Below are 22,578 nucleotides of genomic sequence, written 5' to 3' on the forward strand. Positions count from 1 at the left end.
GTACTCAACCCTAGGCGGTGGTGGCCGGACGGCCCGTCCGGGTGGCCGGACGGCCCGTCCGCCACAGCCACAGCAGACCGAGGAACGGCAGGATCACCGGGACATAGCCGTAGCCCTGCCCGAAGGCCGACCACACCGTCTCGTCCGGGAAGTCGTCGACGACCGTGAGCGACAGGACGCCGACCGTGAGCACGCCCGCCATCTCGATGCCCACCGCCCACCACGCGAGGGCACGCCAGTCCTTGGCCAACGCGATCGTCGCCACGACGTACACGATCCCCGAGGCGAGGGAGAGCAGGTAGGCGACCGGCGCCTCGTCGAGCTTCAGAGCCACCTGGTAGGCGCCCCGTGCCGTCGCGGCGAGCGCCAGGATGCCGTACACCGCCACGAGCAGTCGCCCCGGACCGCTCGCCGTAGAACGCGTTGCCACCTGCGTCACACGGTCCCCCAGATCTGCAGAAGTCGGTACTCCAGGAATGCGACGGTCAGCGCGGCCAGCACGAGAACCACGGAGCTCCACCGCGTGCGCTCCGCGAAGGCCCACGCCGCGGCGATCGGCAGGATGAGCAGCTGCGTGAGGACGTACCCCCACACGAGCACGGCGTCGATGTCGGGCGCCGTGGTCACGGCGACCACGCCAGCCACCAAGGCCTGCACGAGGAGGACTGCCTCGACCACCGCGCCGCCCCACAGCTGACGCAGGACCACCGCACGGTCGCGGACGACGAACCACGACGCCCAGCCCGCCAGCGCGACGCAGAGCGCGACGACCAGCAGGGCGAGGGCGACGATCACGGTGCCCCACCGTACCGGCGCGTCGACCTATAGTCGGACCGTGACCGTGACGCTGACCTCACACGACCCTGCCCGTCTCGCCGTCGACGCCCTGGTGGTCGCGGTCAGGCAGCAGGACGACGCTCCCGTCGTCCTGGGCGCCGAGCACCTCCCCAAGGAGCTCCGCTCGCTGCTCGCGTCCTCCGCGACGGCCCTGGGCATCACGGGCGCGGCAGACGAGGTCCGGCGTCTGCCCGGTACGGGTCTGGCCGCCCCGGTCCTCGTGCTGACCGGCGTCGGCTCAGGACCCCTGACACCCGAGTCCCTCCGGCGGGCCGCGGGTGCCGCGACGCGTGAGCTCGCGGGGACGGCGAGCGTGGGCCTCGCACTCCCGGCCGATGACGCGGAGTCCGTCTCCGCCATCGCAGAGGGCGCGCTCCTCGGTGCGTACTCGTACGCGCGCTACAACGTCTCGGCCAAGGCTCCCGTCGCGACGATCCAGATCGTGACCAAGCACCCACGTGACCGTGCCGCCAAGGAAGGTGTGGCCCGTGCCGCGGTGGTCGCCGCCGCGGTGCACCGGACGCGGGACCTCGTCAACACGGCGCCGAACGACCTCTACCCGGCGGCATTCGCGGACCTGGCCAAGGCTGCCGTGAAGGACTCCGGCGCCAAGGGGCTGCGCGTGACGGTGACGGACGACAAGGCGCTGCTCGCGGGCGGCTACGGCGGGCTCACCGGCGTCGGGCAGGGCTCGTCACGCGGCCCGCGCCTGGTCAAGGTCGCGTACTCGCCCTCGCGCCCCAAGGGGAAGGTGGCACTGGTCGGCAAGGGCATCACGTTCGACTCCGGTGGCATCTCGATCAAGCCGGCCGCGGGCATGGAGGCGATGAAGTCCGACATGGCCGGTGCGGCCGCGGTGCTGAGCACGGTCGTGGCGGCGGCACAGCTCGAGCTGCCCGTCGCGGTCACCGGCTGGCTGTGCCTGGCCGAGAACATGCCGTCGGGCACCGCGCAACGCCCGTCGGACGTCATCACGATCCGCGGTGGCAAGACCGTCGAGGTGCTCAACACCGATGCCGAGGGCCGTCTCGTCCTGGCGGACGGTCTGGTCGAGGCGGTCGCCGAGAAGCCCGACGTGGTGGTCGACATCGCCACGCTGACCGGTGCCCAGGTGGTTGCGCTCGGTCACCGGGTGTCCGCGGTCATGGGAACGGACGACGTCCGCGCCGAGGTCGTCACCGCCGCCGGCACCTCGGGTGAGCAGTTCTGGCCGATGCCGTTGCCCGCAGACCTGCGACCGGGCCTGAAGTCCAAGGTCGCGGACATCGCGAACATCAGCGACCGCTTCGGCGGCATGCTCACCGCCGGCATCTTCCTGCAGGAGTTCGTCGGCCAGACGCCGTGGGCTCACCTCGACATCGCCGGCCCCGCGTTCAACGAGCGTTCGGCACACGGATACACGCCCGTGGGTGGGACAGGTGTCGGCGTCCGCACGCTCCTGGCACTGATCGAAGGCCGATCGGTCTAGACCCGAAACAGCTCCGGGCGCGGCCCGAGCCGGCGCGTAGTCAGCTGATCGAGCGCTTGCGTGCGATCCGCTGACGCGCGTTGTAGTCCCGGACGCGCTGCGGGTACCCGGTGCGCTGCACGTCGTAGATCGGGATGCTCATCTCGCGCGCGATCTGCGCCGCCGCCTCGCCGTCGGGCACCCGGCGGCGGGTCCACTCCCCGTCGGTCGCGACGAGCATCACGGTCGTGGGCGTCGAGTTGGTCCTGGGCTCGACGTACGCCTCGACACCCACCCGCGTCTGGATGAAGTCCTTCAGGTGCGCGACCGTCGCGTCACGGGCCGAGCGGTCCGTCGGTGCGTCGTTGGCCGCCGGATGCTTCCGACGAGAGAACAGGCCCATGCTGCCCGAGAGTACATTCCCGTCCTGCGTGGGCCCGTGAAACAGGACGCCGAAAGACGGTCATGGGACGACTGTTCTGAGGGTCACACGACCGCATCGAGCGTCCGGGTCGTTCCGGACCTGCGGGGATGACAAGATGGTCGGCGAGCTCGAGACCACCCGTCTGCGTATGAGGAGTCTGCACGTGGCCGACACCACCGGCACCGCTTTCGACATCGTCGTCCTGGGCGGAGGAAGCGGCGGCTACGCGGCTGCCCTCCGTGCCGCCCAGCTCGGGAAGTCCGTCGCACTTGTCGAGGCCGACAAGGTCGGCGGCACCTGCCTGCACGTGGGCTGCATCCCCACCAAGGCGCTGCTGCATGCCGCCGAGCTGGCCGACCACGCCCGCGAGGGCGCGCACTACGGCGTGCACACCACGCTCGAGAAGATCGACATGGCGGGCGTCAACGAGTACAAGGCGACCGTGATCAGCCGCCTGTACAAGGGGCTCCAGGGGCTCGTGAAGTCCCGCAACATCGCCGTGTTCGAGGGCTACGGCACGCTCGTCGCCAAGGACACCGTCGAGGTCAACGGCCAGCGCATCACCGGCGAGCACATCGTCCTCGGCACCGGCTCCTACGCCCGCACGCTGCCCGGCCTCGAGATCGGCGGCCGTGTCATCACGTCCGACCAGGCCCTCCAGCTGGACTGGGTGCCCAAGTCGGTGATCGTGCTCGGCGGCGGCGTCATCGGCTCGGAGTTCGCCTCGGTCTGGAAGTCGTTCGGGGCCGACGTCACGATCATCGAGGCTCTCCCCCACCTCGTCGCCAACGAGGACGAGGCGCTGTCCAAGGCCTTCGAGCGCCAGTTCCGCAAGCGCGGGATCAAGTTCAACCTCGGCGTCCGGTTCGCCGGCGTCACCCAGGACGACAACGGAGTGAAGGTCTCGCTCGAGGACGGAAAGACGTTCGAGGCGGACCTCCTGCTGGTCGCCGTCGGGCGTGGGCCGCGCACCTCGGGTCTGGGCTACGAGGACCAGGGCATCACGCTCGACCGCGGCTTCGTCATCACGAACGACCGTCTGCACACCGGCGTCGGCAACATCTACGCCGTCGGCGACATCGTTCCCGGCCTGCAGCTCGCCCACCGTGGGTTCGCGCAGGGCATCTTCGTGGCTGAGGAGATCGCGGGCCTGAACCCCGCGACGATCGTCGAGTCGGGTATCCCGCGCGTGACGTACTCCGACCCCGAGGTCGCCTCTGTGGGTCTGACGGAGGCACGCGCCAAGGAGGTGCACGGCGCCGAGAACATCGAGTCGCTCGAGTACAACCTGGGCGGCAACGGGAAGAGCCAGATCCTCGGCACGCAGGGGTTCGTCAAGCTCGTGCGCCAGAAGGACGGCCCGGTCGTGGGCATCCACATGATCGGTGCGCGCGTGGGCGAGCTCATCGGGGAGGGCCAGCTCATCGTGAACTGGGAGGCCTACCCGGAGGACGTCGCGTCGCTCGTGCACGCGCACCCGACGCAGAACGAGGCCCTCGGGGAAGCGCACCTCGCGCTCGCCGGCAAGCCGCTGCACGCCCACAACTGACCACACGATTCGAAGGAGACACGAGCGGTCATGTCCGACAACGTGCAGCTGCCCGCCCTTGGTGAGTCCGTCACCGAAGGCACCGTCACTCGCTGGCTGAAGAACGTGGGCGACACGGTGGAGGTCGACGAGCCGCTGCTCGAGATCTCCACCGACAAGGTCGACACCGAGATCCCGTCGCCGTTCGCCGGCGTCCTCGAGCAGATCCTGGTCCAGGAGGACGAGACCGTCGAGGTCGGCGCCACGCTCGCCGTCATCGGCTCGGGCTCCGGCTCGAGCTCGGAGTCGGGCTCGGGTTCCGACGAGGGCTCGTCGGAACCCGAGCAGGAGTCCCCCGCGCAGGAGGCACCCGCGGAGCAGGCACCCCCCGAGGAGTCGGCCGCCGAGGCCGCGCCCGCCGTGGAGTCCGTCGAGGCGCACGAGGAGCCCGCGTCTGCACCGGCGGGTTCGTCCGACGGTGGCGGCGCCGGTGAGAACGTGACGCTGCCCGCTCTGGGTGAGTCCGTGACCGAGGGCACCGTGACGCGCTGGCTCAAGAGCGTCGGGGACACGGTCGAGGTCGACGAGCCGCTGCTCGAGATCTCGACCGACAAGGTCGACACCGAGATCCCGTCGCCGTTCGCCGGCACGCTGCAGCAGATCCTGGTCCAGGAGGACGAGACCGTCGAGGTCGGCGCCGTGCTGGCCGTTATCGGCTCCGGCTCGTCGGCGCCCGCCGCCGCCCCCGAGCCGGCACCCGCTGCCGCCGAACCGGCCGCCGCGTCGGAGCCGTCCGAGCCGTCACAGGCACAGGAGTCCCCTGCAGAGCAGGAATCGCCGGCACAGCAGGAGCCCACCGCGCCGACTGTCGCGACACCGGCTCCGGTTCCGGCCACGCCTGCCCCGGTCCCGGCCACGCCGGCTCCCGCGCCGCAGGCGTCCGGAAGCTACCTGACGCCGCTCGTCCGCAAGCTCGCCGCGGAGAAGGGCGTCGATGTCGGGAGCCTGACAGGCACCGGCGTGGGCGGACGCATCCGCAAGGAGGACGTGCTCGACGCCGCCGCGAAGGCTGAAGAGGCTGCCCAGGCAGCGGCAGCGGCAGCCGCGAAGCCGGCTCCTGCGGCCGCGCCGGCCGCAGCCCCCAAGTCGGCCGGTGCGACGGTGTCGCCGTTGCGCGGAACCACCGAGAAGGCCAGCCGCCTGCGCCAGATCATCGCCGAGCGCATGGTCGACGCCCTGCACTCGCAGGCGCAGCTGACCACGGTCGTCGAGGTGGACGTCACCAAGATCGCCCGCCTCCGGGCCAAGGCGAAGGCCGACTTCTCGGCGCGCGAGGGTGTCAACCTGACGTTCCTGCCGTTCTTCGTTCTCGCAGCGATCGAGGGCCTCAAGGCCTACCCGAAGATCAACGGTGTGCTCGAGGGCAACACGATCACCTACCACGGCGAGGAGAACGTCGGCATCGCCGTCGACACCGAGCGTGGTCTGCTCGTCCCGGTCATCCGCGACGCCGGCGACCTGAACCTCGCCGGTATCTCCCGCAAGATCGTCGACCTTGCCGGCCGTACGCGCCAGAACAAGGTCACTCCTGACGAGCTCAGCGGTGCCACGTTCACGGTCACCAACACCGGCTCGGGCGGCGCGATCATCGACACGCCGATCGTTCCCGGCGGCACGTCGGCGATCCTGGGCACCGGGGCGATCGTCAAGCGCCCCGTCGTGATCCAGGACGCGGACGGCGCCGAGGTCATCGCGATCCGCTCGATGTGCTACCTGTCGCTCTCGTACGACCACCGTCTGGTCGACGGAGCCGACGCGTCGCGCTACCTCAGCGCGCTCAAGGCACGCCTCGAGGAAGGCGCGTTCGAGTCCGAGGTCGGCCTCTGACGTCCAGCGTCACCTCGGCCGCGGCCCGGTCCCCTCGTGGGACCGGGCCGCGGCCGTTCGCGCTCCGTCAGACCCGCGGTCCGTCGATGAACCGTGCTCGGCGTCCGCTGCGTCGACGCTCGTCGCGCCGCGGACGTAGCCCGAACGTAGGGTGAGCGCCATGCAGGTGGTCGTGGCGGGCTCGCACGGGTTCATCGGTGGCACGCTCGTCCCTCAGCTGCGGCGTGACGGCCACGACGTCAGGGTGCTCGTGCGCGGCGAGACGCGCAGCCCCGACGAGGTCAGCTGGGACCCTGACGCCGGAGAGCTGGCTCCGTCCGCGCTCGACTGGGCCGATGCGGTCATCAACCTCGCCGGCGTGAACCCCGGGACGCGCCCGCTGACGCAGGCCCGCAAGCGGCTCGTGGTCTCCTCCCGGGTCAACACCACGAAGCTTCTCTCGCGCACGCTCGCGTCCCTCGACGCGCGTCCGCGCGTACTGCTTCAGGCGTCCGGGATCGGGGCGTACGGATCCCGCGGCGACGATCTGCTCGACGAGGACGAGCCGATCGGCACCACGTTCTTCGCCACCGTCGTGCGACAGTGGGAGGCAGCGACGGCGTCGGCCCAGGAGGCGGGCGTCCGGGTCGTCCACCTGCGTACGGGCGTCGTGCTCAGCTCGCACGGCGGGGCGCTCGGACGGTTGCTTCCCCTGATCAGGCTGGGCGTCGGCGGTCGCTTCGGCAACGGTCGACAGTTCTGGCCGTGGATCACGCTCACCGACGAGGTCCGGGCGATCGAGCACCTGCTGACGTCACAGATGCACGGGCCGGTCAACCTGGTCACGGCGTCCGACCGCAACGCCGATGTCGTGAAGGCACTGGCTCAGGCGCTGCACCGCCCGGCTGTCGTACCCGTTCCCGCGTTCGCGCTTCGTACGGTCCTGGGCGACTTCTCCTCGGAGGTGCTCGGATCCAACCGAGCGTTCCCCCGGGCGCTGGCCGCCGACGGCTTCGTCCCGACGCACCCCGACCTCGGGACAGCTGCCCGCTGGGTCGCCGCAGGCGGCTGACAGGTCATCCTGCCGGCTCTGTGACGTCCCAGACGCGCCAGCCCGCGTCGGTCCATCGGAGCCCCAGCACCACCGTCCGGGGTGCTCCGACGAGCACCGCCGTCGTCATCACCGTCGTGACGGAGACGTCTGTCGTCGACCCGCGCGTGCCGTCGTCCTGGACCAGCCGCGCGTCTCGCACGTCCACGGCCAGCCCGTCGCTGCTAGCCGGGTCGACCGCCTCCAGGAGCGCGGAGTCGGCGAGGTGTGCCGGTCCGCCGACAACCTCGACATCCGCGAGCCGCGCCGCGCTCGCGTCACCGACAGCGGCGGCCCGGAGCCTGCTCAGCTCGACCGCGGCCGCGACCGGGTCGTCCGCGTCGGTCAGCGCGCTCGTCGCGGGCTCAGGAGCCGCGAGGAGCCGCCACCCCACCACCCCGGACACGAGTAGCGCGACGCACGCCAGCGCGACGAGGCCAGAAGGGAATCGACGCCTTGTGGAGCGCCGCGACGCCGCCGGTGGGGTGTGACGCGCACTCGAGAGGAGGGCCGACGAGGCGAGCGACCCCGCGTCAGGAAGCTGGACCGGCTCGGGATGCGCCGCCCGGAAGCACACGTCGGCGAGCACTGCTGCGTCCATCGCCGGCTGCCGGAGGGCGTCGACGAGCAGGTCGCGCAGCACGAGGCCACCAGCCAGGAGATGCACGTCGTCTCCTGGCAGCTGGGCGAGCACCGCGGTCACGAGGGCTTCCAGGTCCTCGCGCGGTGAGCTCGCACCGGCGACGGCGCCGCGCAGGTCGCACAGGACGGGCCGGCCGTCCGGGCGCACCAGGATCGTCGAGGGGTCGACGACGCCGTGCGCGAGGAGCGCGTCGTGCAGCGTGCCGAGCGCGCTCGCGACCGGGATCGCCACGGTTGCGGCCTCACCGTCGGACAAGGGTGCCCGCGCGGCGCGGATCTGAGCCAACGAGAGTCCTTCGACGTGCTCCACCAGCAGCCCGATCCGACCGGGCGTGAGCTCGGTGGCGTCGAGGAGCCGGGTCAGGTGCTCGTGTCGCACACCGCGCAAGCGGGCGACCCGCGCGACGAGGGTGTCGTCGTGCACATCCGCGTCCATCACCTGCAGCTCGACCCGGTGGTCGGTCCCGTCGAGCGCGACGGCGAGCCAACGACCGGGACCGAGCAGCGACGTCGGACGGAATCCGAGCCGGGCCAGCGAGCTCTCGATCTCTGCGGGCACCACCGTCGCGTCCATCCCGCCATCAAAGCGGGGTGGCAACGGACGCGTCGGCAGTCGTCCACAGGTCAGGGCATGCGAACGACGCGCCCCTCGTCAGCAGACACCTTCGCCGCGTCGAGCACCCGCGCAGTCCGAGCCGCGTCGAACGGGTCGACGGGTGGTGGTCCACCGTCGACGACCCAGGCCGCGACGGCGCGGTAGACGTCGCTGTGCCCACGGCCGACCCGGGGCACCGGAGCGCGGTCTGAGCCGCGCACCAGCCAGCCCTCGTGCGTCGGCTCGCCGGGTCGACGCGTCTCCTCGTAGGCGTCGTCGAGGGCGGAGAACGGGGTCGGCTCACCCTCGAAGCTCGTCACGAGGTACGCACCGGCGTCGCCGAGGACCCGGGTCCGCGGTCCCGGCGCTCCGACGACCGCGCCTGCCTCGAGGTGGCTGACGACTCCCGACGTATGGGTCAGGGAGAGGAACACGTCATCGACCGCGGGGGTCGTGCGCGCGTGCAGCTCGGCATAGACCGTGGCGACGGGACCGAACAGCTGGGTCGCCGAGTCGACGAGGTGTGCACCGAGATCGAGAAGGAGGCCGCCGGCGAGCGGGTCGTTCTCCTTCCAACGGTCCTGCGGGACGGGGCGGAACCTCTCCCAGCGACGCTCGAACCGGTGCACGGTCCCGAGCGTTCCTGCCTCGAGCAGCGCCAGGAGCGTCGCCTGCTCGGTGTCCCAGCGGCGGTTGTGGAAGACGGTCAGCCGACCGTCGCCACGTGAGGCCAGCATCTCCGCGTCGTCGGCCGTGGTGGCCAAGGGCTTGTCGACGATGACGTGCAGACCCGCGTCCAGCGCGGCAAGGGTGTGCGCGACGTGCTCGCCCGTCGGGCTGGCGATGACGACGAGGTCCAGGTCCGCGGCATGGGTCAAGAGACCTTCGATGTCCGGCTCCACGGCCGCACCGGGCCAGTCGTCCGCCACCTGCGCGGCACGGCTGCGTGTGACGGCGACGGTCACCTGCTGCCCTGCCTCACGCAGCAGCCTGGCGTGAATGCCCCGACCTGCACCGCCGTACCCGACCAGTCCTACCCGCAGAGCGCTCATGGTGCTCACTCTAGGTCGGCGACCGACACCTCCCGAGGGGCGGACTGCGGGCGCGAGAGCGCACTGGGCCACCAGGTCCGCCGGTCCAGGTCGTGCACCAGAGCGGGGACGAGAAGGCTGCGCACGACGAGCGTGTCGAGAAGAACGCCGAAGGCGACGATGAACGCGATCTGGGCGAGGAAGAGCAGCGGGATGATGCCGAGGGCCGCGAACGTCGTCGCCAGGACCACGCCCGCCGACGTGATCACACCTCCGGTCACGGTCAGCGCTCGGATCACGCCGGCACGGGTCCCGACCGCGGCCGACTCCTCGCGCACACGTGTCATCAGGAAGATCGAGTAGTCGACCCCGAGCGCCACCAGGAACACGAACGCGTACAGCGGGACCACCGGGTCGGCGCCCGGGAAGTCGAGGATGTGGTTGAACACCAGGGCCGCGACGCCGAGGGCGGCAGCGAACGACAGGACGTTGGCGGCGAGGAGGAGCGCGGCCGCGACGACCGACCGCAGCAGCATCATGAGGATCAGGCCGATGACCAGCAGGACGACGGGGACGATCGTCCGGAGGTCCTGCTCGCTGGCAACCTGCGTGTCCAGGGTCTCTGCCGCTGCGCCGCCGACCACTGCGGTCGGGCTCTCGGCATGCACGACCGTGCGGAGGTCCTCGACCACGGCAACGGCCGCCTGCGAGTCCGACGACGCCTCGGTGACCACGTCGAGACGGACGCGACCGTCCACGACGATCGCGGGGGCGTCAGGATCCGGGGCCCCGCCCGGAGCACCCGTGTAGGGCGCCACCGACGACACTCCGTCGACACCCTCGGCCGCCTCGGTGACCGCCGCGGCGTCGGCCTCGTCGACGATCACGATGACCGGCTGCACCGCTCCGGCCGGGAAGTGCTCGACGAGCACCTCCTCACCGGCAACGGCATCGACGTCCGTGAGGAACAGGTCGACCTGGTTGGTGCCGGATGCCTTGAACGTCGGAAGGAACGCCGCTCCGAGGCACAGTGCGAGCGCGGTGACGATCCACACCAGTCGTGCCCTGCGCCCGACGAACCGCGCGAGCTGCGCCCACAGGCCGTGACCGGCGGCCGGGTCGAGGGCGGCGTCGTGCTCGGTCGTCGGCGTGTGCGGGCGGGGCGCACGAGGCCAGAACAGGAAGCGCGACCGACGGCCACCGATGAGCAGGATGGCCGGGAGCAGCGTCAGGGCGCCCAGCAGCGCCGACGCGATACCGATCGCCGCGACCGGCCCCAGCGACCGGACCGAGCCGAGGTCCGACAGGAGCAGGCACAGCACGCCGGCGATCACGGTGCCGGCGCTGGCGGTGATCGGCTCGACGCACGCCCGCAGGGCTCGCCGCATCGCGGTCGCGGGGTGCTCGACCCGGCCGAGCTCCTCGCGGTACCGCGCCACGAGCAGCAGCGCGTAGTCCACGGACGCGCCGACGACGAGGATCGACAGGATGCCCTGCGACTGCCCGTTCAGCACGAGCGTCCCGTTCTTGGCCAGGTGGTAGATGACAAGACCAGCCAGGCAGAGCGCGAAGACCGCCGTGAAGATGACGACGAAGGGCAGGAAGGGCGAGCGGTAGACGAGAACCAGGATGAGCAGCACGGCACCGAGCGCGACGAGGAGCAGGACCCCGTCGATGCCACCGAACGCGGTGACCAGGTCAGCGACGAACCCCGCCGGACCGGTCACCCAGGCGTGGAGGCCGAGCTCGCCCGCGGACGTCGCCGTGGCGCCGAGGGATTCCTCCAACGACGCCCGCAGCGCGAGCACGAAGGAGTCGGTGACACCCGCCTCGTCGGCCAGGAGCTCTTCGGCCTTCTCGGCATCGAGTGAGAAGGCGACCAGCAGCGCTTCACCGTCCTCGGACGGGACGACCGCGGGCTCGCCGACCAGGTAGTCCGACCAGGTGCCCTCGTTGCCGGCCGGCAGAGCCTCGTCGGGAACACCTGCCGCCCAGCTCTGCACGGCTTCCAGCTGCTCGGGCGAGACATCGCTGCCGTCCGCGGGTTCGAGGACCACCAGCGCAGGTAGGGTCGGCGTGTCGACGAAGGCCTTGCTCTCCTCCGCGGTCCGGGTGGACTCGGCCGACGAGGGCAGAAATGCGGCCGCGTCGTTCGTCTGGACCTGCGAGAGCTTGCCCTGGGCCATGCCCCCGAGCGACCCGATGGCGAGCCAGGCAACCAGCGCGACACCGACCAGCAGGGCACGGACGACGGTGGATCGGCGATTACTCAGCATGCTGAGTATCATGGGGTCGATTCCTCCGAACGGCAAATGGAGGCACACGGATGGAGCAGGAGCCGGACCCTGCCTCGCTCGACCCCGCGCAGTGGCCGTCCGGACGGCTGCTCTCAGCAGCGGCTCGCCGGGTGGAGCGTGACTTCAACGCGCACCTGGCCGCCTGGGACCTGAACCACGCGAGCCTGCCCGTTCTCGTGCACCTGTCCGGCGGCCCGCTGTCGCAGCGCGAGCTCGCCGCGGCGTGCGGCGTGACCGAGCAGACCACCAGCCGGGTCGTCGCCCGCATGGAGCGCTCGGGCTACGTCACGCGGACCCCGCACGAGCAGGACCGCCGCCGCCTCGTCCTGACGATCACGGACGCGGGGCGCGCCGCTCTCGCCGTCGCGTCCGAGCGGGAACCCGCCGAGGCGCTCGTCACCCGCGGCATGTCGGAGAGGGACGTCTCCGAGCTTCGTCGGCTCCTGGCACTGGTCGCGCGACCGGGACCGGATGTCGCAGGACCGGGTTAGCCTGACCGCATGCGGTTCGACGAGCTCGACCTCGGCACGCGCCTGCTCCCCTACGAGCCGACGTGGCAGCTGCAGCGCGACGTCCACGCGGCCGTCGCGGACGGATCGCGCGAGGACGTCGTCCTGCTGTGCGAGCACGAGGACGTCTACACGGCGGGCAAGCGCACCGCCAAGGCGGACCGACCGGTCGACGGGACCCCGGTAGTGGACGTCGACCGAGGGGGCCGCATCACGTGGCACGGCCCGGGACAGCTGGTCGGGTACCCGATCGTCCGGCTGGCCGCTCCCATCGACGTGGTCCGCTACGTCCGCGCCCTGGAAGAGGCGCTCATCCGCACGTGCGCCGACCTCGGCCTGACGACGATCCGCGTCGACGGGCGCAGCGGCGTCTGGTTCGCCGCGACGGCGACCCAGCGGGAGCGCAAGGTCGCCGCCATCGGCGTCCGCGTCTCCCGCAGCGTGACCATGCACGGCTTCGCGCTGAACTGCGAGCCGAACCTGTCGGTCTACGACCGGATCGTGCCGTGCGGCATCCCGGACGCCGACGTGACGTCCCTGTCCGCGGAGGCCCGACGGCGCGTCACCATCGCAGAGGTGACGCCGATCGTCCGCGGGCACCTGGCGCAGACGCTGGAACCTCTCCTGGACGCCGTGCCGGCGCTGTGACGTCGCACTCCCCCGGCCGCCGACGCGCCGGCCGCGGGTTAGTCTGACCGGCGTGACGATCGCAGCCGATGGCCGACGCATGCTCCGCATCGAGGCGCGCAACTCCGCGACCCCCATCGAGCGCAAGCCGGAGTGGATCCGGACACGCGCCACGATGGGGCCCGAGTACACCGAGCTCAAGGGCCTCGTGAAGCGCGAAGGCCTGAACACGGTCTGCGAGGAGGCGGGCTGCCCCAACATCTTCGAGTGCTGGGAGGACCGGGAGGCAACGTTCCTCATCGGCGGCGACCAGTGCACCCGGCGGTGCGACTTCTGCCAGATCGACACGGGCAAGCCGGCTGCCTTCGACGCCGACGAGCCGCGCCGCGTCGCCGCATCCGTGCAGGCGATGGGCCTGAAGTACTCGACCGTGACCGGTGTCGCCCGCGACGACCTGCCCGACGGCGCTGCCTGGCTCTACGCCGAGACGGTCCGGCAGATCCACGCCGTGAACCCGGGGACGGGCGTCGAGCTGCTGATCCCCGACTTCAACGCGACGCCCGAGCTGCTCGACGAGGTGTTCTCCTCGCAGCCCGAGGTCCTTGCGCACAACCTCGAGACCGTCCCACGCATCTTCAAGACGATCAGGCCCGGGTTCCGCTACGACCGGTCCCTCTCGGTCATCACGCGGGCGCACGAGGCCGGTCTGGTCACCAAGTCGAACCTGATCCTCGGCATGGGTGAGACCACCGACGAGGTCGTCGAAGCACTCGCCCAGCTCCGCGAGGCCGGTTGCGACCTGATCACGATCACCCAGTACCTGCGCCCCTCCGTGCGGCACCACCCGGTCGACCGCTGGGTGCGTCCCGAAGAGTTCGTGGAGCTGTCCGCGAAGGCCGAGGAGCTCGGGTTCCTCGGCGTCATGTCTGGCCCCCTGGTCCGCTCGTCCTACCGCGCCGGACGGTTGTGGGGCCAGGCGATGCGTCGCTACGGCCGACCGATCCCCGAGGCCCTCGCCCACCTCAGCGAGCCGACGACGTCCCGCCAGGAAGCCGCGAGCCTGCTCGCACGCTGACGTCAGGACCATGGTTTCGCGTCGGTAGACTTTCGACCCATGGCCCGCGACAACTCCACCGCAGCAGCGCCCGTCAAGAAGCAGCGCTGGTACCACCAGCTGTGGCAGGTCTTCCAGATGACCCGGAAGTCGGATCCGGCGATCACCTGGATCCTCCTGGGCATCATCGTCGTGATCATCGCTCTCGGGGTGGGCGCTGGCCTGCTGTTCGGGTCGGTCGTCTTCTGGGTGCTGCTGAGCATCCCCTTCGCCGCGCTCGTTGCGATGTTCGTCCTGTCGCGTCGCGTCGAGAAGGCCGCGTTCGCGCAGATCGAGGGCCAGACGGGCGCCACGCTGTCCGCCCTGCGCAGCATCCGGCGCGGATGGACGTTCCCTGAGGAGCCCGCGGCATTCGACCCGAAGACCCGTGACCTCGTGTTCCGTGGTGTCGGACGCCCCGGCGTCGTCCTCGTCGGCGAGGGGCCCGCACCCCGAATCAACAAGCTGCTCGAGGCCGAGCGCAAGCGCACCGCGCGCATCGTCGGCGGAGCGCCCATCATCCTGCTGCAGATGGGTGACGGCGAGGGCCAGATCCCCCTGCGCAAGATCCCGCGGTCCGTCCAGAAGCTGCGCAACAAGCTGACCAAGGCGGAGGTCGCCGAGGTCAACAAGCGGCTCACCGCCCTCGGCGGCGTGAAGCTCCCGATGCCGAAGGGCGTCGACCCGAATCGCGCACGCCCGGACCGTAAGGGCACACGCGGCCGCTGACCGGCCGCGACGGCGTGGTTCACGACGCGTTCCGGGAACCACGCCACGCAGGACCATCTGTAAGCCCTGCAGGCTCAGCGTCGGACGATCGCCGTCCCCGCCACGCGGTCGTGCAGCCCCCGCCCGTCGGCGTCCCAGATCACGGCCGGCACGACCAGGCAGAGCAGCAACGTTCGGGTCAGAGCGCTCAGGAAGCCCGGCGCCGCCGTCTCCCACACGGGATCCTTCGCGGCGTCGGACTGCGCAGCGAAGACTCGGCGCACCCGCAGACCCATGAGCCGGTGCCCCAGCGTGTTGCCGATCGACCCGACGAGGAGCACGTTCTCGAGCGCGAAGACGCCGAGCGTCGCCAACGAGCTGCCCCGGGTCAGGTAGAACCCCTGGGAAGTCACCGGGAAGAACGCGGCCGAGATGGCCAGGCAGGCGAACCAGTCGATCAGGAGCGCCCCCACCCGCCGACCCAGCCGCCCGAGCGAACCGGGGCCCTCCGGGCTCAGCCCCAGCCTGTGCCCGCGACCACCGGCCGGGTCACGCCCGGCCGGTTCGCCTTCGAGCCATGAGCTGAGGTCTCGCCGATCTGCCACCCGTGCAGGGTACGGGCCGGTACCGCTCCCCGGCACACAGGTGCGCCGCGCCCCGGACCCCTCAGCACCGGATTAGTGTCAGCCCTGGTAACACGAGGCGGTCCGCCGTAACGCTGTCGAAACATTCACTACACGACGGAGAAACGGCACCCTCGTAGCCTGCGTGTGCCCGACCTGATGGGACCCCCGACCGAGGAGCAGCGGATGTTCAGCAAGCCAGAGGAAGTCCTGGCCTTCATCAAGAGCGAGGACGTGAAGTTCGTCGACGTCCGGTTCTGTGACCTGCCCGGCACGATGCAGCACTTCAACGTCCCCGCCGCCTCGCTGGACGCCTCGTTCTTCGCCGAGGGCCAGATGTTCGACGGGTCCTCGATCCGCGGCTTCCAGGCGATCCACGAGTCGGACATGAAGCTCCTCCCCGACGTCACCTCGGCCTACATCGACCCCTTCCGGGTCGAGAAGACGCTGAACATCAACATGCACATCGTGGACCCGTACACCGACGAGCCGTACAGCCGCGACCCGCGTCAGGTCGCAGCGAAGGCCGAGGCGTACCTGGCGTCGACCGGCATCGCCGACACCGCCTTCTTCGCGCCCGAGGCCGAGTTCTACATCTTCGACGACGTCCGTTTCCGCACGGCGCAGAACGAGTCGTTCTACAAGATCGACTCGTTCGAGGCGGCCTGGAACACCGGACGCGAGGAGGAGGGTGGCAACCTCGGCCACAAGATCCCCTACAAGGGCGGCTACTTCCCCGTCCCGCCGGTGGACGGCTTCGCCGACATCCGCGACGAGATCAGCCTCCAGCTCGACGCCCTCGGGCTCGGCGTGGAGCGCGCGCACCACGAGGTCGGCACGGCCGGCCAGCAGGAGATCAATTACCGCTTCGACAAGCTGGCGATCTCCGGCGACAAGGTCATGCTGTTCAAGTACGTGGTGAAGAACGTCGCGCACAACAACGGCAAGTCGGCGACCTTCATGCCGAAGCCGCTGTTCGGCGACAACGGCTCTGGCATGCACGTCCACCAGTCCCTGTGGAAGAACGGCGAGCCCCTGTTCTTCGACGAGAAGGGCTACGGCGGCCTCTCCGACGTCGCGCGCTGGTACATCGGCGGCCTGCTCAAGCACGCGCCCTCGCTCCTGGCGTTCACCAACCCGACGGTGAACTCCTACCACCGCCTGGTCCCCGGCTTCGAGGCACCCGTCAACCTGGTCTACTCGGCCCGCAACCGCTCCGCGTGCATCCGCATCCCGGTCACCGGTTCCAACCCGAAGGCCAAGCGCATCGAGTTCCGCGTGCCGGACCCGTCGGCCAACCCGTACCTCGCGTTCGCGGCCATGCTCATGGCCGGCATCGACGGCATCCAGAACCGCATCGAGCCGCCCGAGCCGGTCGACAAGGACCTGTACGAGCTGCCCCCCGAGGAGCACGCCCTCATCCAGCAGGTTCCGGGCTCCCTCGGTGAGGTCCTCGACTCGCTCGAGGCCGACCACGACTTCCTCACGGCGGGCAACGTCTTCACGCCCGACCTGATCTCGACGTGGATCGACTACAAGCGCAACGCCGAGGTGGACCCGATCCGTCTGCGGCCGCACCCGCACGAGTTCGAGCTCTACTACGACGTGTGATCGGCCCGCCTCGCGGCTGCTCCCGCGAGGCGGTGACCTGAAGAAACGGTACCCCCGTCGCCCTCGTGGCGGCGGGGGTGCTGCACGTCTGCGACCAGCTTCAGTTGAGCCGGGCGTCCTCGGCGAACGTCGACACGATCGCCAGCTCACCGCCCTGCCGGCGCAGAACGCGCCGCCAGAGCACCGCCGGGTCGGGCGTGACGGCGTCCGACGGCAGCGCGGGCACGACGAACCACGCACCCTCTTCGAGCTCGTCCTCCAGCTGACCGGCACCCCAGCCCGAGTGCCCTGCGAAGACACGCACGCCCGTGACTGCACCGCGCAGGTCGGCTGGATCTGAGTCGAGGTCGACGAGGCCGAACGGGCCCACGAGCAGGTCGACGTTCGGGGGCAGTGGGACGCCCGCCGGGAACGTCACCACGCCGATCGCTCCGTCGAGCCCCACGGGTCCGCCCTGGAAGACGACGGCCGGCGGGTTGACCGCCTGCTGCCACGCGGGCAGGACCGCGTCGACCTCGACGTCGACCGGTCGGTTGAGCACCACGCCGAACGCGCCCTCGTGGCTGTGGTCGAGCAGCAGGATCACGGTGCGGTGGAAGTTCGGGTCGCCGAGGCGCGGCTTCGCCACGAGGAGGTGCCCGACGAGCGTGGTGAATTCCTTCACACTCCCATCATGGGTGAGCGCGCCGAAAGGCGCCCTCGACATCCGTTCTGCCAGCGTGAACCGCGACGTGACGCTCCGCGCCGTTCAACGTCTACGACTCCATCTCTGGTGCGCATGTCGAACGGGTACCGGTGGTCGGCCACTCCCCGATGGTCGAGGATCCTGCTCGCACCGGACACAGGCGCACCATGGATTGCCGACGTGCCACGTCCGGCGCACGCTGGAGGCCAACGACGAACGAGGTCGCACATGTCGATCGAGAAGCTGCCAGCCGGCACGCGAGGCGCACGAAGCGTCCCGCGCCTGATCCAGCGCCTCACGTTGCCGATCAGGTTGCGCATGCACCACAGGGCCGGCGACAAGATGGGCGGGATGGACCTGCTCTACATCTCGACCGTGGGGGCCAAGTCGGGCGAGCGCCGGATCGCACCGGTGGCTCGGTTCGACGACGGCGACGGCGCCTGGCTCGTCGTCGCGTCGGCTGGCGGCCAGGCGAAGCACCCTGCGTGGTACGTCAACCTTGTGGCGCACCCCGATGCTGTCGAGGTGGAGGTATCAGGCGTACGTCACCGCGTCGTGCCGGAGCAGCTCGTCGGCGCAGGGCGGGCCGAGGCGTGGAACCGGATCACGAGCCTGGTACCCGGCTTCGCCGGCTACGAGTCGAAGACCGACCGTCCCATCCCGGTGCTGCGGCTGCGGTCCGCGGGCCTGGCCGAGGGGTGACCGGAGCCGAAAGGTAGCGCAGCCGGTCGACGTGAGCGGGTCGCCGTCAGTACACGTCCCGCACGTACCGCTTGTCCTTGGTCAGCTGCTTGAGGTACGCGGTCGCGTCGTCGTCCGAGAGGTGGCCATGGGCCTTCGCGATCTCGTGCAGCGTACGGTCGACGTCCTTCGCCATACGGCTCGCGTCCCCGCACACGTAGAAGTGACCACCGTCCTGCAACCAGCCCCAGACCCGCGACCCGTTCTCGCGCAGCCGGTCCTGGACGTAGATCTTCTGCCGCTGGTCACGGGAGAACGCCAGGGTCAGGTGGTCGAGGAAGCCGTCGTCATGCCAGGCCTGCATCTCGTCCTGGTAGTAGAAGTCCTTGTCGGAGTTGCGCTCACCGAAGAACAGCCAGTTCTTGCCGTGGTGCCCGAGCGCCTGGCGCTCCTGCAGGAAGCCGCGGAACGGTGCGATGCCGGTTCCCGGTCCGACCATGATCATCGGTGCTGCCGCGTCGGTCGGTGGGCGGAAGTGGTTGTTGGGCTGGACGAACACGGGCACGTCGGCCGTGTCGCTGTGGTCCGCGAGGAACGTCGAGCAGACGCCGTGGCGGGCCTGACCCTGGTGCTCGTAGCGCACGGCCGACACGGTCAGGTGCACCTGCGTGGGCTCGACCAGGGGGCTCGACGAGATGGAGTAGAGACGGGGCTGGAGGCGCGTCAGCACGCCGAGCCACTCGGACACGTCAGCGCCGACCGGGAACTGTGCCAGGACGTCGACCGCCTGTCTCCCCCACAGCCATTGCTGCAGGCTGGTCCTGTTCCCCGAGCGCAGGAGCGTCGAGAGCTGCCGCCCCGGGTGGTGCTCGTTGACGAACTTCAGCAGGTTCGGCGTGACGTTGACGATCTCGAGATGATGGGTGCACGCATCGCGAAGGGACAGCGCGCCGACCCCGGCCAGGTCCACCACGGTCTCACCGTCGAGCCCCGTCGCGGACAGCCACGCGTCGACGGCGGCCGGGCTGTTGGTCGGGCGCACGCTCAGCGCGTCGCCCGCCCGGTAGGAGAGCTCGTCGTCCACCTCGATCCCGAACTGGCGCACGTCCTTCGTGGAACCCGGGCCGCTGAGCCTGACGTTGCGCGTCACTCGCGTCACGAGCGGCACGTGCCGTGAGTACCGGGTCGCGGTCGGCCGGTCCGCCACGACCGCCGGGGCGGCCTGGACCGCCGGCGTGAGCAGCGCCGCGACCCGCGCGAACCACGCCTGCGCAGGGGCGGCGTCGCCTGGTTCACAGTCCGCACGATCGACCAGCCGCTCAGCACCGAGCTCGGCGAACCGGACGTCCAGTCGACGACCGTGGCCGCAGAAGTCGTCATAGCTGGGGTCCCCGAACGCGAGAACGGCGTACCGGAGACCGTCGAGACGGGGTGCGCCGTCGGCTGAGAGGGCAGCCCAGAAAGCCTCACCGTTGTCTGGGGAGTCGCCGTCCCCGAACGTGCTGCTGACCAGGAGCACCGGGCCGTCGGTCGGGAGGCGGTCGACGTCGTAGTCGTCCATGGCGACGAGGACGGCGTCGAGCCCGATGCCGCGCAAGCGATCAGCGAGCTCGACGGCGTGCTCCTCGGCGTTCCCCGTCTGCGACGCCCAGAGCACCGACACCGTGGGCTTCGTCGCGACAGAGGCGGACCACGGCTGCGGACGCGGGGTCCGGTGGAAGCCGGCGAGCATCCCGTTGATCCACGCGCGAGCGTTGCGGTCGAACGGCGCCGACTCAGGCAGCACCGCGGGCTCACCCGTGAGCAGCCGGTCGCGCGCCCACAGCAGGCCCTGCAGGTAGCGCTCCTGGTCGGGGGTGAGGTCCGGTGGCCCGCTGGGAGTCATGCCGAGCCCGGTCAGGATGACGCCGGTCGATGATTCAGTGTCCTCACCCGCCGCTCTACGCTCGCCGACCGACGGTGCAGGCTGCTCGGCCGGCTCGACGGACGCGCGTGCCGCGAGCCGCGTGAGTGCGACAGCGGAGACCTTGAACTCCGGCTGGAGGGAGAGCGGGTCGACGGCGTCGTTCGTGACCGCGTTGACGGCCAGGTACTCGCCGTACGTGTCGTTCCAGTGGAAGGGCGCGAACAGGTTGCCCGGTCGGACCCGGTCGGACACGGACGCGGGGAGCACGGCACGGCCTCGCCGCGACGCGATCTCCAGGGAGTCACCGTCGGCGATCGCGAGGCGTGCGGCGTCGTCGGGGTGGATCTCCACGAACGGCCCTGGGTTCAGCCTGTTCAGCTTGTCGACCTTGCCGGTCTTCGTGAGGGTGTGCCACTGGTGCTGCAGCCGGCCGGTGTTCAGCACGAACGGATAGTCGTCGTCGGGCATCTCCCGGGCATCCATGTGCGGTCGCGGGAAGAAGACCGCCCGGCCGCTCGCCGTCGCGAACGCGAGACGTGGCCGCGTTCCGTCCGGACGCTCGAGCAGCCGCTGGCTCCTGCCGTCGTTGAGGTAGCGGATCGGGCTGCGGCCCTCGTCGGCGGGCCGCGTCATGTCCTGCGGCGGGCTGGGCCACTGGACGGATGCGCGCGCCAGCCGCTCGTAGCTCACGCCCCGCAGGTCGTAGCCGGTCCGAGGGTTCCAGAACTGCGTGATCTCCTCGAAGACCTCCTCGGCGGACGCGTAGGTGAACGCCTCCACAAAGCCCATGGCACGGGCGACCTCCGCGATGATCTGCCAGTCCGGCATCGCGTCACCGACGGGGTCGGCGGCCTGCTGCAGGAGCGTCAGGTTCCGTTCCGAGCTGATCGTGACGTACGTCGACTCCGCCCACAGGGCGCCAGGCAGCACGATGTCGGCGTACGCGTTGGTCTCGGTGTCGAGGAACGCGTCCTGCGCGATCACCAGGTCACAGCTCTCCAGGCCCTGGATCACGGTGCTCCGGTTGCTCACCGACGCGACGGGGTTGGTGCAGATGATCCAGCACGCCTTGATCGAGCCGTCGACCATGCGCTGGTACATGTCGATGGTCCCGGTGCCGACCTCGGCGCGAAGGGTGCCCTCGGGCAGCCCCCAGGCGGTCTCGACGAACGCGCGGTCGTCCGGCTCGACGACGCTGCGCTGACCCGGCAGACCGGGACCCATGTAGCCCATCTCGCGGCCGCCCATCGCGTTCGGCTGCCCGGTCAGGGAGAACGGTCCGCTGCCTGGCCGGCAGATCGCGCCGGTTGCGAGGTGGAGGTTGACCAGCGCGTTGGTGTTCCAGGTGCCGTGCGTGCTCTGGTTGAGGCCCATGGTCCAGCAGGACATCCAGTTGTCGGACTCGCCGATCCACCGAGCGGCCGTGCGCAGGTCAGCCTCCGTGAGCCCCGTCAGCTCGGCAACGAGCGACGGCGGGTAGTCGGCGACGAACTCCGGCATCGCCTCCCACCCCTCGGTGGCCTCCGCGATGAAGTCCTCGTCGATCTGGCCCTCGGCCACGAGGAGGTGGAGGAGCCCGTTGAGCAGGGCCAGGTCCGTTCCGGGCTTCACCTGCAGGAACAGGTCGGCCTTGTCGGCTGTTGCCGTGCGGCGCGGGTCCACGACGATGAGCTTCGCGCCCGCCTTGACCCGGTCCATCATCCGGAGGAAGAGGATCGGGTGGCAGTCGGCCATGTTGGATCCGATGACGAAGAAGACGTCAGCGTGGTCGAAGTCGTCGTAGGACCCAGGGGGCCCGTCGGAACCCAGTGAGAGCTTGTAGCCGGTCGCCGCGCTCGCCATGCACAGGCGCGAGTTGGACTCGATCTGGTTGGTCCGCACGAAGCCCTTGGCCAGCTTGTTCGACAGGTACTGGGCCTCGAGCGACATCTGCCCGGAGACGTAGAACGCCACCGCGTCAGGCCCGTGCTCGTCGATCACGCTGCGGAGCCGGCGTGCCGCCTCCTGGATCGCGTCCGTCATCGGGTGCGCCTCGAGGGGCGCCCCGCGTTCGGGCCGGACCATCGCCCTTTCCAGCCGCCCGCTGGCTTGCAGCATGTCAGCGCTCGTCGCGCCCTTGGTGCAGAGCCGCCCACGGTTCGTCGGGTGCTCCTTGTCGCCCGAGGCCTTGGTCACCCGTCGCCTGCCGGTCGTCGGGTCGACGGCGATCTCGAGCACCATTCCGCAGCCGACCCCGCAGTACGAGCAGGACGACGTGACGGTCGTGGTGGCTGGGCTGGTCACGAGCCAGCCGCTCCGGGTACGAGTCTCACCCCACCGACGATGCCCGCTACGGATTGCCGCGAGAGCGCCATCCCGTAGCGCCGAGGTCAACGTCT

General features: G+C 70.4%; 19 protein-coding genes. 10 read left to right on the forward strand and 9 right to left on the reverse strand.

Features of this window, described 5'->3' with window-relative positions; genetic code table 11:
* Positions 1-10 precede the first annotated feature (10 nt).
* Positions 11-439, reverse strand: a complete 429-nt coding sequence (locus N553_RS22275; protein ID WP_034621786.1) for a hypothetical protein — start codon at positions 437-439, stop codon at positions 11-13.
* Positions 436-795 (reverse strand): hypothetical protein, encoded by a 360-nt coding sequence (locus tag N553_RS0110865; protein WP_028046537.1) that lies wholly within the window; start codon positions 793-795, stop codon positions 436-438. Before N553_RS0110865 ends, N553_RS22275 begins: the two co-directional genes overlap by 4 nt.
* A gap of 40 nt (positions 796-835) precedes the next feature.
* Here N553_RS0110865 and N553_RS0110870 point away from each other — a divergent pair, with 40 nt between their 5' ends.
* Entirely contained in the window at positions 836-2,305 is a 1,470-nt protein-coding gene (locus N553_RS0110870; RefSeq protein ID WP_028046538.1) for a leucyl aminopeptidase, read from the forward strand.
* Positions 2,306-2,345: 40 nt separating this feature from the next.
* Here the strand turns inward: N553_RS0110870 and N553_RS0110875 are convergent, their stop codons facing one another.
* Positions 2,346-2,687, reverse strand: a complete 342-nt coding sequence (locus N553_RS0110875; protein ID WP_028046539.1) for a hypothetical protein — start codon at positions 2,685-2,687, stop codon at positions 2,346-2,348.
* A 184-nt stretch (positions 2,688-2,871) separates the two neighbouring features.
* Here N553_RS0110875 and lpdA point away from each other — a divergent pair, with 184 nt between their 5' ends.
* The 3 genes from lpdA to N553_RS0110895 all read left to right on the forward strand — a co-directional run bounded on the left by lpdA (position 2,872) and on the right by N553_RS0110895 (position 7,174).
* Positions 2,872-4,257, forward strand: a complete 1,386-nt coding sequence (gene lpdA / locus N553_RS0110880) for a dihydrolipoyl dehydrogenase (protein WP_028046540.1) — start codon at positions 2,872-2,874, stop codon at positions 4,255-4,257.
* Positions 4,258-4,287: 30 nt separating this feature from the next.
* Entirely contained in the window at positions 4,288-6,123 is a 1,836-nt protein-coding gene (sucB, locus tag N553_RS0110885) for a 2-oxoglutarate dehydrogenase, E2 component, dihydrolipoamide succinyltransferase (protein WP_028046541.1), read from the forward strand.
* 160 nt (positions 6,124-6,283) lie between these two features.
* Complete coding sequence (locus tag N553_RS0110895) at positions 6,284-7,174, forward strand: TIGR01777 family oxidoreductase (protein WP_028046542.1); 891 nt, start codon at positions 6,284-6,286, stop codon at positions 7,172-7,174.
* A gap of 4 nt (positions 7,175-7,178) precedes the next feature.
* Here the strand turns inward: N553_RS0110895 and N553_RS0110900 are convergent, their stop codons facing one another.
* Genes N553_RS0110900 through N553_RS0110910 form a run of 3 tightly spaced genes read right to left on the reverse strand, consistent with a single transcriptional unit; the run spans position 7,179 to position 11,736 of the window.
* Positions 7,179-8,408 (reverse strand): hypothetical protein, encoded by a 1,230-nt coding sequence (locus N553_RS0110900; protein ID WP_028046543.1) that lies wholly within the window; start codon positions 8,406-8,408, stop codon positions 7,179-7,181.
* Positions 8,409-8,458: 50 nt separating this feature from the next.
* The gene (locus N553_RS0110905) at positions 8,459-9,481 is read right to left on the reverse strand and encodes a Gfo/Idh/MocA family protein (protein WP_028046544.1); all 1,023 of its coding nucleotides are present in this window, start codon (positions 9,479-9,481) and stop codon (positions 8,459-8,461) included.
* A 5-nt stretch (positions 9,482-9,486) separates the two neighbouring features.
* Positions 9,487-11,736 (reverse strand): MMPL family transporter, encoded by a 2,250-nt coding sequence (locus tag N553_RS0110910; protein WP_034621788.1) that lies wholly within the window; start codon positions 11,734-11,736, stop codon positions 9,487-9,489.
* Between the two features lie 50 nt (positions 11,737-11,786).
* Between N553_RS0110910 and N553_RS22280 the strand changes: the two genes are divergently transcribed.
* Genes N553_RS22280 through N553_RS0110930 form a run of 4 tightly spaced genes read left to right on the forward strand, consistent with a single transcriptional unit; the run spans position 11,787 to position 14,715 of the window.
* Positions 11,787-12,248, forward strand: a complete 462-nt coding sequence (locus N553_RS22280; RefSeq protein WP_051640076.1) for a MarR family winged helix-turn-helix transcriptional regulator — start codon at positions 11,787-11,789, stop codon at positions 12,246-12,248.
* A gap of 9 nt (positions 12,249-12,257) precedes the next feature.
* The gene (lipB, locus tag N553_RS0110920; protein WP_028046546.1) at positions 12,258-12,914 is read left to right on the forward strand and encodes a lipoyl(octanoyl) transferase LipB; all 657 of its coding nucleotides are present in this window, start codon (positions 12,258-12,260) and stop codon (positions 12,912-12,914) included.
* Positions 12,915-12,966: 52 nt separating this feature from the next.
* Entirely contained in the window at positions 12,967-13,968 is a 1,002-nt protein-coding gene (lipA, locus tag N553_RS0110925; protein ID WP_028046547.1) for a lipoyl synthase, read from the forward strand.
* Positions 13,969-14,007: 39 nt separating this feature from the next.
* Complete coding sequence (locus N553_RS0110930) at positions 14,008-14,715, forward strand: DUF4191 domain-containing protein (RefSeq protein WP_028046548.1); 708 nt, start codon at positions 14,008-14,010, stop codon at positions 14,713-14,715.
* Between the two features lie 74 nt (positions 14,716-14,789).
* On the opposite strand, the gene N553_RS0110935 is transcribed toward N553_RS0110930, so the two are convergent.
* Positions 14,790-15,299 carry an RDD family protein gene (locus N553_RS0110935; protein ID WP_028046549.1) on the reverse strand — a complete coding sequence of 170 codons (510 nt, stop codon included), beginning with the start codon at positions 15,297-15,299 and terminating at the stop codon, positions 14,790-14,792.
* A 204-nt stretch (positions 15,300-15,503) separates the two neighbouring features.
* On the opposite strand from N553_RS0110935, the gene glnA reads away from it, so the two are divergent.
* A complete protein-coding gene (glnA, locus tag N553_RS0110940) occupies positions 15,504-16,928 on the forward strand; it encodes a type I glutamate--ammonia ligase (RefSeq protein ID WP_028046550.1) in 1,425 nt (474 codons plus the stop codon).
* A gap of 100 nt (positions 16,929-17,028) precedes the next feature.
* On the opposite strand, the gene N553_RS0110945 is transcribed toward glnA, so the two are convergent.
* Entirely contained in the window at positions 17,029-17,592 is a 564-nt protein-coding gene (locus N553_RS0110945) for a YqgE/AlgH family protein (protein ID WP_028046551.1), read from the reverse strand.
* Between the two features lie 249 nt (positions 17,593-17,841).
* Here N553_RS0110945 and N553_RS0110950 point away from each other — a divergent pair, with 249 nt between their 5' ends.
* The gene (locus N553_RS0110950; RefSeq protein ID WP_028046552.1) at positions 17,842-18,315 is read left to right on the forward strand and encodes a nitroreductase family deazaflavin-dependent oxidoreductase; all 474 of its coding nucleotides are present in this window, start codon (positions 17,842-17,844) and stop codon (positions 18,313-18,315) included.
* A gap of 46 nt (positions 18,316-18,361) precedes the next feature.
* On the opposite strand, the gene N553_RS0110955 is transcribed toward N553_RS0110950, so the two are convergent.
* The gene (locus N553_RS0110955; protein WP_028046553.1) at positions 18,362-22,483 is read right to left on the reverse strand and encodes a bifunctional nitrate reductase/sulfite reductase flavoprotein subunit alpha; all 4,122 of its coding nucleotides are present in this window, start codon (positions 22,481-22,483) and stop codon (positions 18,362-18,364) included.
* Between the last annotated feature and the right edge of the window lie 95 nt (positions 22,484-22,578).

This window comes from Cellulomonas sp. URHE0023, assembly GCF_000688475.1.
Classification (GTDB): Bacteria; Actinomycetota; Actinomycetes; order Actinomycetales; family Cellulomonadaceae; genus Cellulomonas.